The sequence below is a fragment of the Mycoplana rhizolycopersici genome, from assembly GCF_013378445.1.
Taxonomy (GTDB): Bacteria; Pseudomonadota; Alphaproteobacteria; order Rhizobiales; family Rhizobiaceae; genus Mycoplana; species Mycoplana rhizolycopersici.
Genome location: NZ_JABXYK010000003.1, coordinates 368057 through 381720, shown reverse-complemented (window position 1 = coordinate 381720; position 13664 = coordinate 368057). Strand labels below are relative to the sequence as shown.

At 63.7% G+C, this 13664-nt stretch carries 11 protein-coding genes; 4 read left to right on the top strand and 7 right to left on the bottom strand.

Translation table 11 applies throughout. The features are described 5' to 3' along the window. Positions 1-83 precede the first annotated feature (83 nt). The 3 genes from zwf to edd all read left to right on the top strand — a co-directional run bounded on the left by zwf (position 84) and on the right by edd (position 4201). On the top strand, positions 84-1556 hold the full coding sequence (zwf, locus tag HV823_RS07085) for a glucose-6-phosphate dehydrogenase (protein ID WP_176949019.1): 1473 nt from the start codon (positions 84-86) through the stop codon (positions 1554-1556). 10 nt (positions 1557-1566) lie between these two features. Beyond that, the gene (gene pgl / locus HV823_RS07080) at positions 1567-2265 is read left to right on the top strand and encodes a 6-phosphogluconolactonase (RefSeq protein ID WP_176949018.1); all 699 of its coding nucleotides are present in this window, start codon (positions 1567-1569) and stop codon (positions 2263-2265) included. Positions 2266-2380: 115 nt separating this feature from the next. Beyond that, positions 2381-4201 (top strand): phosphogluconate dehydratase, encoded by a 1821-nt coding sequence (edd, locus tag HV823_RS07075; RefSeq protein WP_176949017.1) that lies wholly within the window; start codon positions 2381-2383, stop codon positions 4199-4201. Positions 4202-4245: 44 nt separating this feature from the next. Here the strand turns inward: edd and HV823_RS07070 are convergent, their stop codons facing one another. From HV823_RS07070 to HV823_RS07045, 6 genes are all read right to left on the bottom strand, one after another. Continuing rightward, positions 4246-4662, bottom strand: coding sequence for a hypothetical protein (locus HV823_RS07070; RefSeq protein WP_097141975.1), 417 nt, complete (start codon positions 4660-4662; stop codon positions 4246-4248). Between the two features lie 102 nt (positions 4663-4764). Next, positions 4765-5856 carry an ABC transporter ATP-binding protein gene (locus HV823_RS07065; RefSeq protein ID WP_176949016.1) on the bottom strand — a complete coding sequence of 364 codons (1092 nt, stop codon included), beginning with the start codon at positions 5854-5856 and terminating at the stop codon, positions 4765-4767. A 20-nt stretch (positions 5857-5876) separates the two neighbouring features. Then, complete coding sequence (bglA, locus tag HV823_RS07060) at positions 5877-7529, bottom strand: beta-galactosidase BglA (protein WP_176949015.1); 1653 nt, start codon at positions 7527-7529, stop codon at positions 5877-5879. A 27-nt stretch (positions 7530-7556) separates the two neighbouring features. Then, entirely contained in the window at positions 7557-8702 is a 1146-nt protein-coding gene (locus tag HV823_RS07055; RefSeq protein WP_176949014.1) for a carbohydrate ABC transporter permease, read from the bottom strand. A gap of 1 nt (position 8703) precedes the next feature. Further along, a complete protein-coding gene (locus HV823_RS07050; RefSeq protein ID WP_176949013.1) occupies positions 8704-9714 on the bottom strand; it encodes a carbohydrate ABC transporter permease in 1011 nt (336 codons plus the stop codon). A 102-nt stretch (positions 9715-9816) separates the two neighbouring features. Continuing rightward, a complete protein-coding gene (locus tag HV823_RS07045; protein WP_176949080.1) occupies positions 9817-11142 on the bottom strand; it encodes an ABC transporter substrate-binding protein in 1326 nt (441 codons plus the stop codon). A 302-nt stretch (positions 11143-11444) separates the two neighbouring features. Between HV823_RS07045 and HV823_RS07040 the strand changes: the two genes are divergently transcribed. Then, positions 11445-12482 carry a substrate-binding domain-containing protein gene (locus HV823_RS07040; RefSeq protein ID WP_176949012.1) on the top strand — a complete coding sequence of 346 codons (1038 nt, stop codon included), beginning with the start codon at positions 11445-11447 and terminating at the stop codon, positions 12480-12482. Between the two features lie 122 nt (positions 12483-12604). On the opposite strand, the gene folD is transcribed toward HV823_RS07040, so the two are convergent. Further along, the gene (gene folD / locus HV823_RS07035) at positions 12605-13504 is read right to left on the bottom strand and encodes a bifunctional methylenetetrahydrofolate dehydrogenase/methenyltetrahydrofolate cyclohydrolase FolD (RefSeq protein ID WP_176949011.1); all 900 of its coding nucleotides are present in this window, start codon (positions 13502-13504) and stop codon (positions 12605-12607) included. Positions 13505-13664: the final 160 nt, after the last annotated feature.

Sequence of the window (13664 nt, the reverse complement as noted above, 5' to 3'; positions counted from 1 at the left end):
GGCTATTTTGTCGCGCTGCACTCTGGCCTTTTTAAATCGATTAGATTATAACGCCACCAACGCGAACCAGATAGAGAATTGCAATGAGCAGCCAAATCATCCCCGTGGAGCCGTTCGACTACGTCGTCTTCGGCGGCACCGGTGACCTCGCCGAACGCAAGCTCCTGCCGGCGCTGTATCACCGGCAGATTGCGGGCCAGTTCACCGATCCGACGCGCATCATCGGCGCGTCGCGCGCGGCCATGACGCACGAAGCCTATCGCGAGTTCGCCACCAAGGCATTGAAGGAATTCCTCAAACCCGGCGAATTCGACGACAAGGAAGTGAAGACCTTCACCGACCGGCTGTTCTACGTCTCGGTCGACGCCAAGTCCGAGCAGGGCTGGGACGAACTGAAGAAGATCCTCGACGATGGCAAGGAGCGCGTGCGCGCGTTCTATCTGGCCGTCGCACCCGCAATCTTCGGCGAGATCGCCGAGAAGATCCGCGACCACAAGCTGATCACCAAGCAGACCCGCATCGTCGTCGAGAAGCCGATCGGCCGCGACCTGGCATCGGCCACCGAGCTGAACAATACGATCGGCAGGGTCTTCCGCGAAGACCAGATCTATCGAATCGACCACTATCTCGGCAAGGAGACGGTGCAGAACCTGATGGCGCTGCGGTTTGCCAACGCCCTCTACGAGCCGCTCTGGAACTCCGCCCATATCGACCACGTGCAGATCACCGTGGCGGAATCGGTCGGGCTGGAAAGCCGCGCGGGCTACTACGACAAGGCCGGCGCGCTGCGCGACATGGTGCAGAACCACATTCTCCAGCTTCTCTGCCTCGTGGCCATGGAAGTGCCGTCGTCGATGGACGCCGAAGCCGTGCGCGACGAGAAGCTGAAGGTGCTGCGCGCGCTGAAGCCGATCGACGAATACAATGTCGAGCGGCTGACGGTTCGCGGACAGTACCGCGCCGGCGCCTCTGCCGGCGGACCGGTCAAGGGCTATCTCGAAGAGCTCGAGGGCGGCGTCTCCAACACCGAGACGTTCGTTGCCATCAAGGCCGAGATCGGCAACTGGCGCTGGGCGGGCGTGCCCTTCTACATCCGTACCGGCAAGCGCATGGCCAACCGCGTCTCCGAGATCGTGATCACCTTCAAGCCGATCCCGCATTCGATCTTCGAACCGGCCGCAGGGCGTATCGAGGCCAACCAGCTGATCATCCGGCTCCAGCCGGACGAGGGCGTCAAGCAATGGCTGATGATCAAGGATCCGGGCCCGGGCGGCATGCGGCTGCGCAACGTCTCGCTCGACATGACCTTCGCCGAGGCCTTCGAAACGCGCAACGCGGATGCCTATGAGCGCCTGCTGCTCGACGTCGTCCGTTCGAATCAGACGCTGTTCATGCGCCGCGACGAGGTGGAGGCGGCCTGGCGCTGGGTCGATCCGATCCTCAAGGCGTGGGACGCCACCGGACAGACGCCGCAGGGCTACACCGCCGGCACCTGGGGCCCGAGCCAGGCCATCGCGCTGATCGAACGCGACGGCCGCACGTGGCACGAAAGCTGAGGCGAACGGCATGGCTACGAAAACCCACGAATTCGCCGATGCCGCCTCGCTGGCGCAAAATCTGGCCGACGCCGTCGCCTCGGTGCTGAAGGTCGCGATCGCCGAACGCGGCACCGCGACCATCGCCGTTTCCGGCGGCTCGACGCCGAAACGGTTCTTCCAGTCGCTGTCGGCTCACAAGCTCGACTGGTCGAAGGTCACCGTGACGCTGGTCGACGAGCGGTTCGTGCCGGCGGACAATCCGCGCTCGAACCACCTGCTGGTCGCCGAGAACCTGCTGCAGGGCGAGGCGGCCATCGCTCGGTTCCTGCCGCTCTACCACAAGGCCGCCAACGCGGACGAGGCGGCAAAGCTTGCAAGCCACGGCATCGCAAGCCTGCCCGCCCCTTTCGACGTGGTCATCCTCGGCATGGGCAATGACGGCCACACAGCATCCTTCTTCCCCGGCGGCGACCGCCTGGAAGAGGCGCTTTCGAGCGACACGCCGCGCGGCGTGATCACCATGGAAGCCGAAGGTGCCGGCGAGACCCGGCTGACGCTGACCTTCTCCAGCCTGCAGGACGCCCATTTCCTCGTGCTGCATATCGAGGGCCAGGCGAAGAAGGACACGCTGGAAAACGCACTTGCCGATGGCGACGAGAAAGACATGCCGGTGCGGGCGGTCCTGCGCCGGGCTGCCACGCCCGTCGACATCTACTGGGCGCCATAGCGCCCACCACTGCCTTCCGGGCCGCTTGCGCCCGCAGGCCTTACGCATCGGACCGCCCAAATGGGCGCTTCGATGGCGCGTGACCATTGCAAACGAGCGAAATCAGGATAATCCCATGTCCGCCGATGCCCGTATTGAAGCCATTACCGCCAGAATCGTCGAGCGCTCGAAGCCTTTTCGTGAGCCTTATCTGGATCGTGTTCGCGCCGCCGTTTCCAAGGGCGTACACCGCTCCGTCCTCGGTTGCGGCAACCTCGCGCACGGCTTTGCGGTCTGTTCCCCCGCCGAGAAGACGGCGCTGGCAGGCGACCGCGTCCCCAATCTCGGCATCATCACCTCCTACAACGACATGCTTTCCGCGCATCAGCCGTTCGAAACCTATCCGGCTCTGATCCGACAGGCGGCTCACGAGGCCGGCGGCGTGGCCCAGGTCGCAGGCGGCGTGCCGGCCATGTGCGACGGCGTCACCCAGGGCCAGCCCGGCATGGAGCTGTCGCTTTTCTCGCGCGACCTGATCGCAATGGCGGCCGGCGTCGGGCTGTCGCACAACATGTTCGACGCGATCGTCTACCTCGGCGTCTGCGACAAGATCGTTCCGGGCCTGACGATCGCCGCACTGACGTTCGGGCACCTGCCCGCCGTGTTCATTCCCGCCGGCCCCATGACCTCCGGCCTGCCCAACGACGAGAAGGCGCGGGTACGCCAGTTGTTCGCCGAGGGCAAGGTCGGTCGCGACGAACTTCTGGATGCCGAGTCCAAGTCCTATCATGGGCCTGGTACCTGTACGTTCTACGGCACGGCGAATTCGAACCAGATGCTGATGGAAATCATGGGCTTCCATATGCCCGGCGCCTCCTTCGTCAATCCGGGCACGCCGCTACGCGACGCGCTGACCAAGGAAGCGTCCAAGCGCGCGCTCGCGATCACCGCACAGGGCAACGAGTTCACGCCGGCGGGGGAAATGATCGACGAGCGTTCGATCGTCAACGGCGTCGTCGGACTGCACGCGACCGGCGGCTCGACCAACCACACCATGCACCTGATCGCGATGGCGCGCGCGGCGGGCATTGTTCTGACCTGGCAGGATATTTCCGAGCTCTCCGACATCGTGCCGCTGCTGGCCCGCGTCTATCCGAACGGGCTTGCCGACGTGAACCATTTCCACGCGGCTGGCGGCATGGGCTTCCTCATCAAGGAACTGCTCAAGGCGGGCTACCTGCATGACGACGTGCGCACCGTCTACGGCCAGGGCCTCCATGCCTACACGATCGAGCCACGGCTTGGCGGGGACGGCAACGTGCACCGAGAGCCGGCGCCGCATGTCAGCCACGATCCGAAGGTACTCGCCAGCATCGAGCACCCGTTCCAGCATACCGGAGGGTTGAAGATGCTGTCCGGCAATCTTGGCAAGGCGGTCATCAAGACCTCGGCAGTCAAGCCGGAACGCCACGTCATCGAGGCGCCGGCCAAGGTCTTCCACGACCAGGCGGAGCTGAACGCGGCCTTCAAGGCCGGCGAGCTGGAGGGCGACTTCATCGCCGTCGTCCGCTTCCAGGGTCCGAAAGCGAACGGCATGCCGGAACTGCACAAGCTGACGACCGTTCTCGGCATCCTGCAGGACCGCGGTCAGACGGTGGCGCTTCTGACCGACGGGCGCATGTCCGGCGCATCCGGCAAGGTGCCGGCGGCGATCCACGTCACGCCCGAGGCGATCGACGGCGGCCCGATCGCCCGCATCCGCGACGGAGACCTGATCCGGCTGGATGCCGTCGGAGGGACGATCGATGTTCTGGTGGAGGCGGCAGCCTTCGCGGCCCGGACACCGGCGACGGCGGATCTTTCGGCTAACGAATTCGGAATGGGGCGTGAGCTGTTTGCCTCGTTCCGTGCCATTGCCGGCCCGGCGGACCAGGGCGCGAGCGTCCTGTTCGCCTGACGGCGCGCCTGGCTCATTCCAGCATGTAAATGCGGGACTGCGCGTCAGCCGCCGTAGATGTCCAGCGTGCGGTTGCGATGGTTCGGATGGGTCGAATAGACGAAGGCACGGTTCAGGTCCTTATCGGCCAGCAGCCGAAGGAACCGCGCCTCGACGATATCGTTGGCGTGAACGCGCTGTGCGAGGCAGCCGATCATCGGGATGCGGGCACTGACAATGTCGAGATAGAAGTTTTTCGGCAAGTTGAACTTGGTCGTCATCTTCAGGATCGCACCGCTGCGCGAGAGCTTGATGATCTGGCAGCGCCGGGAAACAAGATTGACGATGCCGCCATTTTCCGTGAACTCGAGGCGAGCCTCGTTACAGGTATCCTCCATCGGGAAAGTCTTTTCCCGGTCGTACATGAAGGATTCTTCCTTGTTCAGGTAGTTCGTACGCTGCTGCAAGAACTGCATGCTCATTTCGGTATTCCCAAGCCTTCCCTGTGCCTCGGAAGCTAGGAGAAAAACCCTTAAGATGGGGTTGAATGCGGATCACCAGAATCCACCCCCTGTTTCGGATCGCTACAGCGCACGATAGCTGCGCCCTTCCTTGTCGAAGAGGTGAAGCTTGCTGCGCTCGGCGGAAAAGCGCACCCTGTCGCCACGCTTAACGTCACGGATACCGGGGATCTTCGCGATGATCGGTTCGCCTTCGACCAGACCCTCGATGTAGAGCAGCGTCACCTCGCCCAAGGCCTCGACGATCGCCACCGTTCCCTCGAACAGGAAGTCATCGCCGGTGGTGATCTGCAGGTCTTCCGGACGGACGCCGAAGCTCGCATCCCTGCCCCGCTCGATATCTTGCGTGCGGACGTCCAGCGTCGTCTTCATGCCACCCTTCAGCTCCACGCTCGTCGCCTCGCCGGTCGCGACGATCTTCGCCGGAATGACGTTCATCGCCGGCGAGCCGATGAAGCGGGCGACGAAGAGGTTGGCGGGGCGCTCGTAGAGTTCCAGCGGCGCGCCCACCTGTTCGATATGCCCCGCCGAGAGCACGACGATCCGGTCCGCCAGCGTCATCGCCTCGACCTGATCGTGCGTGACGTAGATCATCGTCGTGCCGGCCATGCGTTCGGACAGCTTTGCGATCTCGATACGGGTGGCGACGCGCAGCGCCGCGTCGAGATTGGACAACGGCTCGTCGAACAGGAACACCTTCGGGTTGCGGCAGATGGCGCGACCGATCGCCACGCGCTGGCGCTGTCCGCCGGAAAGCGCCTTCGGCAGCCGGTCGAGATACTTGGTCAGTTGCAGGGTCTCAGCTGCGGACCGGACGCGGCGGTCGATCTCTTCCTTGCTTTCCTTGGCGATCCGCATGCCGAACGCCATGTTGTCGTAAACGGTCATGTGCGGGTAGAGCGCATAGGACTGAAACACCATGGCGATGCCGCGCTTGGAGGGCGGCACGTCGTTCACCCGCTCCCCATCGATCATCATGTCGCCGCCGGTGATGTCCTCCAGACCGGCGATCATCCGCAGAAGCGTCGATTTCCCGCAGCCGGACGGGCCGACGAAAACGATGAACTCGCCCTCCTTGATGTCGAGGTCGATCCCGTGGATCACGTCGACCGCGCCATAGGACTTGCGGATGTCCTTGAGTACCAGTCCGGTCATGCTGCTCCCCTTTCTTCTGATTATGCGAACCGGGCGAAGAACGCGCCCCATGCGTCCAGCGCGATCGCGGTGTCCTTCAGTCTGCCGTCAAAGCCGTGGCCTTCCAAGATCTCGATGGGTGCGGCCGGACGGTCCACTTCGCACGCTTCGCCGCCCATGTTGAACAGGCAGAGGATGCGCTCGTTGCCGTGACTGCGGACAAAGGAAACCACGGAGCCTTTTGCGGGTGCGAACTCGATCTCGCCCTTGGAAAGGGCGGGGTGCAGCCTGCGGAAGGCGAGGAAGCGGCGGTAGTGGTTGAGCACAGAAGCCGGGTCCTTCTCCTGTTCGGAAACCGCTGCACTCAGATGCGCCGAAGGGACCGGAAGCCAGGGCTTCCCGGTGGTGAAGCCGCCATTGATGGCGGCGCCGTCCCAGGGCATCGGCGTGCGGCAGCCATCACGCCCCTTGAAGTCCGGCCAGAACTGGATGCCATAGGGATCCTGCAGATCCTCATAGGCGAGCTCCGCCTCCGGCAACGCCAGTTCCTCGCCCTGGTAGATGCAGACCGAGCCGCGCAGCGACATCAGCAGCGACGCCAGGTGCTTGGCGTGCGCCGCGTGATCGGCCACGCCTGTGCCCCAGCGGCTAACATGGCGCACGACGTCGTGGTTGGAGAAGGCCCAGCAGACCCAGCCGTCGGGAGCCGACCGTTCCAGCGCATGCTGCACGTCGGCAATCGTCTCGGGCGTGGGGGCATCCGGCGCCAGGAACTCGAAGGCGTAGCACATCTGCATCTTGTCGCCGCCGGAGGTATATTCGCCGGCGATCTCTAGGCCGCGCTGGCTGTCGCCCACCTCGCCGACGGCGGCGATCGCCGGAAACTCGTCCATCAGCGCGCGGAAACGCTTCAGGAATTCAAGATTCTCCGGCCGGTTCTTGTCGTAGAGATGTTCCTGGTAATTGTAGGGGTTCACCGCGGGCGCCGTCTGGGCGTTGCGCCGTTCGGGCGCAAGCGAAGGATTGTCGCGCAATTCCCTGTCGTGGAAGTAGAAGTTGATCGTATCCAGCCGGAAGCCGTCGACCCCGCGCGTCAGCCAGAAGCGGGCGACAGACAGCAATGCGTCCTGCACTTCCGGATTGTGCAGGTTCAGATCCGGCTGCGACGTCAGGAAATTGTGCATGTAGTACTGCAGCCGGGTCGGGTCCCATTGCCAGGCCGAACCGCCGAAGATCGACAGCCAGTTGTTCGGCGGCGTGCCGTCCGGCCTGGAATCGGCCCACACGTACCACTCCGCCTTCGCGTTCGTCCGGCTCGACCGGCTTTCCGCAAACCAAGGGTGCTTGTCGGAGGTGTGCGACAGGACGAGATCGATCATCACGCGGATGCCGAGCCGGTGTGCCTCGGCAACCACGGCATCGAAATCCTCGAGCGTTCCGAAGATCGGATCGACGTCCTCGTAGTTGGAGACGTCGTAGCCGAAATCCTTCATCGGCGAGGTGAAGAACGGCGAAATCCAGATCGCGTCCACACCCAGCGACGCAATGTGAGGCAAGCGCTCGGCAATGCCCTTCATGTCGCCGATGCCGTCGCCGTTGGTGTCCTGGTAGGATCGCGGATAGATCTGGTAGATCACCGCGCCGCGCCACCAGTCCTTGTCGACCGCGGGCAGGGATGTATTCGTCGTCGTCATCTGTAGGTCCTGTGTTTGCATTGTGCGTCAGCCACCCTTGACCGACCCGGCCAGCAGGCCGCGCACGAGGTAGCGCTGCAGGGCGAAGAAGACGATCAGGGGAACGATGATGGTGATGAAGGCCGAAGCCGTCAGGATTTCCCAATTGCCGCCGCGCGAGCCGAGCAGGTTGACGAGGCGGCCGGTGAGTACCAGTTCCTCGTTGCCGGTACCGAGGAAGACGATCGCGACCAGAAGGTCGTTCCAGGTCCAGAGGAACTGGAAGATGGCGAAGGACGCCAAGGCCGGGAAGGAGAGCGGTAGGATGATCTTGACGAAGATATCGAAATCGCTGGCCCCGTCGACCCTTGCGGATTCCATGATCTCCTTGGGCAGGCCGGCCATGTAGTTTCTCAGCAGATAGATGGCGAGCGGCAGGCCGAAGCCCATATGCGCCAGCCAGATGCCGACGTAGGTCTTTGCCGGGACGCCGAGGAAGGCGCCGACGCCGTTGTAGAGTTTCAGAAGCGGGATCAGCGACATCTGCAGCGGCACGACGAGCAGCCCCACGACGACCGCGATCAGGATCGCGCGCCCGGGAAACCGCATCCAGGCCAGCGCGTAGGCGCAGAAGGCCGCAACCAGGATAGGAATGATCGTCGCCGGGATCGCGACCGTCAGCGAATTGATGAAGGACTGGCCGATCCCCTCCGCGCTTAGCACCTCGCGATAGTTGTCGAGCGTGAACCGTGGCGGTACGGCGGCCGTGAAGAAGATGCGTTGGCCGCGCGTGCCTTCCATGCGGGTGTCCGAGACGATCTCGAAAGCACCGTCCGCCTGCACGGTCAGCCGCTCGCCGTCGTTCAATTCCGCGGTCTCTCCAGGCTGGAAGGCGGCAGGCTCGCGGCTGTTGAAGCCGAAGGCGGACACCTCGGCCTGCTGCCCCTCCATCAGATTGCCGGCCACGACGAACTTGCCGTCGCGTTCGACCTGGGTCTCCGGCGACGGGGCGCGGTAGACGAGGTTCTGGGTCGACGTGGAAAGGGCGGTCCACCACCCGGAGACGGCGAGTTGGTCCTTGTCGCGAAGGGAGGAGATCAACAGGCCCGCGGTCGGCAGCGTCCAGAGCGCGACAAGCAGCAGGACAGACAGGTGAACGACGATGGTGAGCGGTGATCTGGTGGTTCCGGACATCTCAGTGACCTCCCGTCTCGCGCATGGCGTTGCGGATGTTCCAGATCATGATCGGCACGACGAGGACCATGATGACGACCGCGATTGCCGCCCCCCGGCCGAAATCGCCGCCGCCGCGGAACATCCAGTCGAACATGAGGTTGGCGAGCACCTGCGTCTGCCACTGACCGTTGGTCATGGCGAGTACGATGTCGAAGACCTTGAGCACGAGAATGGTGATCGTCGTCCAGACGACGGCGATCGTGCCCCAGATCTGCGGGATCATGATCTTGAAGAAGATCTGCAGCCCGTTGGCACCATCGATGACGGCCGCCTCCAGCGTTTCCTCCGGAATCCCGCGCAGGGCCGCCGAGAGGATCACCATCGCAAAGCCGGTCTGGATCCAGATCAGGATGACCATGAGAAAGAAGTTGTTCCAGAAGGGCAGCGTGATCCAGGCCTCCGGGGAGCCGCCGAAATAGGTGACGATCGCGTTTAGGATGCCGATCTGCTCGCTGCCTTCGGCACGATAGTCGTAGACGAACTTCCAGATGACGGCGGCGCCGACAAACGAGATTGCCATGGGCATGAAAATCAACGTCTTGGCGATATTGCCCCACCAGATCCGGTCCGTCAGCGCGGCGATGACCAGGCCGAAGAAGGTCGAAAGCGCCGGCACCACCAGCAGCCAGAGGAAATTGTTGAAGATCGACTGGCGGAACTCGCCGTCACCGAGCATCCAGAAGAAATTCGAAAGGCCGACGACGTTCTCCCCCGAACGGTCATGGAAGCTGAGACGGACGGACTCGAAGACCGGATAGACCAGGTAGATCGCCAGCGCCAGCAGCGCCGGCAGCATGAACAGCCACGGGCGGATCGCGTTGGTGGTTCTCAGGTTCTGCGAGGCCTTCGCACCGGACAGGCCCTTGGACGGGAAGATGGCGTCCAGGATCCAGTTGGTCGCGAAGAAGTAGAAGGCGCAGGCAAGCACGCCCGCAAGCATCGTGACGATGGCAAATACCAGCTGATTCAAGTTCCCCTCCTCCGGAGCGCAAGGCCTGTCTCGGGTGATCGGGCCCGACCGCAACGCCGGGCCACGACTGCGGCCGGCGCCTTGCGGCGCCGGCGGCCTCGACTACTTGATGGCGTCCCACGCCTTCTGGATGCCGTCGGCGACATCCGCGGACGACTTGCCACCGACGAAATCGACCATGCCGGTCCAGAATGCGCCGGCACCGATCTTTCCGGGCATCAGGTCGGAACCGTCGAAGCGGAAGGTCGTCGAGTTCAGGAGGATCTCGCCCTGCTTCTTCATCGGCGCGTTGGCGTAGGCTTCCTGGTTGGCGCTCTTGAAGGGCGTCAGGAAGCTGGACTGCGCCATCCAGACCTCATGGGCGATCGGAGTCTTGAGGAAGTCGAGGAAGGCGCGCGCGGCAGGCGTGTCCTTGGTGATCATCGCCAGCGTTCCGGCGCCCAGCACCGGATTGCCGAGATCCGACTTGGAGGCATAGGGGGGCATGTAGAAGAAGTCCGCATCCTGCCCGACGACCGTTCCTTCCGGGAAGAAAGAGGGAACGAACGAAGCCTGGTGGTGCAGGTAGCACTTGGGCGGAGAGGAGAAGAGGCCCTTGGGGCTGTCGCGGAAGTCGGTCGAGGCGACGGCGGCGGCACCGCCGGCCACGAACTTGTCGTTCTTGGCAAACCAGCCGAATTCGTCGATCGCGCCGGTGACAGCCGGATCCGAGAAGGGAATCGCATTGGTCACCCACTTGTCGTAGGTCTCCGGCGTCTGGGTGCGCAGCATAAGGTCCTCCACCCAGTCGGTCGCCGGCCAGCCGGTCGCCCCGCCCGAGCCGAGACCGATGCACCACGGCGTGCCGCCATCGGCGACGATCTGTTCCGTCAGCGCCTTCAGCTCCTCCATGGTCTTGGGAACCTCGTAGCCGGCGTCCTCAAAATTCTCGGGGACATACCAGACGAGCGACTTCACATCGATCTTGTAGGGGAAGGCGAAGAGATGGGCGTTGCCGTCCTTGTCCTGGTAGGTCGACAGGTCGACCCAGGACTGGCCGGCGGCATAGTTTTCCATCAGCCACGCCTTGGTATCGTCGCCCAGCGGGGTCAGATAGCCCTTGGAGGCGAGGTCGGCGATCAGGCCGGGCTGCGGAAGGATGGCGACATCCGGCGGGCTGCCGGCCTGGGTGTCGATGACGATCTGCTGCTCGTAGTTCTCGGAGGAGGAATACTTCACCTCGACGCCTGTGGCTTCGGTGAAGTAGGCAAAGACGCTGCGAAACAGCGCCTCGTCCTCGCCGCGCCAGGGACCGAATATGGTGAGCGTCTGGCCCTTCAGGTCGTGGCCGGCCTTGAACTCCTCGAAGCTCGACCAGTTGAACCTGGAATCCTCGCCCGGCTTGAACTTCAGATCGGCCGAACCGGCACTCCCTGCAAATAGCGCCATCAGCGCTGCCGTTGTCAGCAGTGTCTTTCTCACGTGATTTCCTCCCTTGTTGGCCCGCCCGCGTCTGCGAGCTCCTCCGGTTCGCAAACTTCCGCGCTCTCAAAGCGCTTTGGACGGCAAGAATTCCCTATCGGCGGCTTTTCGTCAAGCCACTTCCGTCAGAGTTGGGCGCGCGTCGCCGCTTTACGCGTTGCAGCAAGGCTTTTGCGACGCAAACACTCAATTTCCCTTTCACAGAAAGAACGGCTGATGCTAGATGGTTTCCGCGCTTGGAACGGGAGGCTTCCAAAGCGCTTGGAATCATGAAGGCTAGGGATGTGAACCTCAAGCAATTGTCGGAGTTGCTCGGCCTGTCGCAGACGACGGTGAGCAGGGCTCTCAACGGTTATCCGGAGGTGAACGCCGAGACACGCCAGCGTGTCCTCGATGCGGTGCGCAAGACCGGATACAGACCGAACCGCGCAGCACAGCGGCTGGCGACGGGCCGTGCCGGTTCGATCGGGCTGGTGATGCCGACCGCGGACGGCCATGATTCCGACGTCCACTTCGGCGAGTTTCTCGCCGGCCTTGGAGACGAGGCCGTCCGGCACGACTTCCATTTCGTCATCAATCCGAGCCATCCCGACGACGAGGAAGCCACCTGCAAGCGGCTTGTGGCGAGCGGCAACGTCGATGCGCTCTTCATCGCCTACATGCGCGTGAACGATCCGCGCATCGCCCTTCTCAAATCGTTGTCGATTCCATTTCTCGTGCACGGGCGCTCGATCGGCACGCCGCTGGACTATCCGTTCCTCGACATCGACAATACCGGCGCCTTCCACGACGCGACGAAGCTGCTGGTGCAACTGGGGCACCGGCGCATTGCGCTTCTGAACGGCCCGGAACACCTGGCCTTCGCGATCCGCCGGAAGAAGGGCGTGGAACGCGCGCTGGCAGAGGCCGACCTGGCATTGAGCGAGACCTGCGTGCAGCACTCGGCGATGGCGGACGAGCACGGCTATCGCGGCATGCAGCGCTTCCTCGCCCTTGCCGATCGGCCTACCGCGGTCCTGTGCTCGAGTACCGTGCTCGCGCTCGGCGCCGTGCGGGCGCTCAATCAGGCCGGGCTGAAGATCGGCTCGGACGTCTCCCTCATCGCCCATGACGACGTCCTGCCGATGCTGAAACCGGAGAATTTCAGCGTACCGCTGACGACGACGCGCTCGTCGCTGCGGACCGCGGGTTCGCGGATCGCCAAGCGACTGATATCACGCATCCTCAATCTGGAAACCCTGCCCGAACAGGAATTGTGGAAGGCGGAACTGATCGTTCGCGCTTCGACGGGACCTGCCCCGCGGTAGCGGGCGACCGCAGGAGCGCCAGCGTTGCACGCCGACCGCCAAAGCCGGAAAAAATGGGTGCGGCGCCTTCCGGTCCTGCATCCGACGCGGGGCGGCCCCCTCCCCGCACGCCCCTGCTTGGCTTAGAACCGCGGTGCCTTCAGCCCGGCCTTGCGGTAGGCGGCGATCACCGTATTGGCCATCAGCATCGCGATCGTCATCGGGCCAACGCCGCCGGGCACCGGCGTGATCGCGCCGGCGACCTTCGCGCATTCGTCGAAGGCGACGTCGCCGACGAGCCGGGACTTGCCCTCGCCCTTTTCCGGTGCCGGAATGCGGTTGATGCCGACGTCGATCACAGTCGCACCGGGCTTCACCCAATCCGCCTTCACCATCTGCGGCCGTCCGACGGCGGCGACCAGAATGTCGGCATTGCGGCAGGTGGCAGCAAGGTCCTTCGTCCGCGAATGGGCCGAGGTCACGGTGGCGTTGGCATTCAGGAGAAGGGCAGCCATCGGTTTGCCGAACAGGTTCGAGCGGCCGATGACCACCGCGTTCAGGCCGGACAGGTCATCGCCGCGGATGCCGCGAACCAGCACCATGGCACCGGCCGGCGTGCAGGAAATGAGACCGCCTTCGAGATCGCCGGTCGCGACCTTGCCGGCGTTGACCACGTGCAGCCCGTCGACGTCCTTCTCGGGCAGGATCGACTGGATGATCGGTTCGGAATTCAGATGCTTCGGTAGCGGCAACTGCACGAGGATACCGTGGATCGTTTCGTCGGCGTTCAGTTTTTCGACGAGCGCCGCCAACTCCTCCTGCGTCGTCTCCTCCGGCAGCGTGTGCTGGATGGAGGTGAAACCGCATTCCTTGGCCATGCGGCTCTTGGATGAGACGTAGGCATGACTTGCCGGATCGTCGCCGACGATTACGACCGCCAGACCCGTTTTGACGCCGGCCTCCTGCTCGAGCTTCCCGGCGGCGGCCTTCACCGCGTCAATCACGGAAGCGGCAACCTGCTTCCCATCGATAATGGTGGTCACGTTCTTCTCCTCGCGGGCTTCGCGAAAAACTAATGTCCAGACGGCGCCAGCATTGGCCTCAAAGCGTCCTATGCTGTCCCGAATCGAACTTTGCAAGCACGAGTGCAGCCGGTCGGCGCTGACCGCGGCACAAAGCCGCTCCCTCTTATACCAAGTCTCG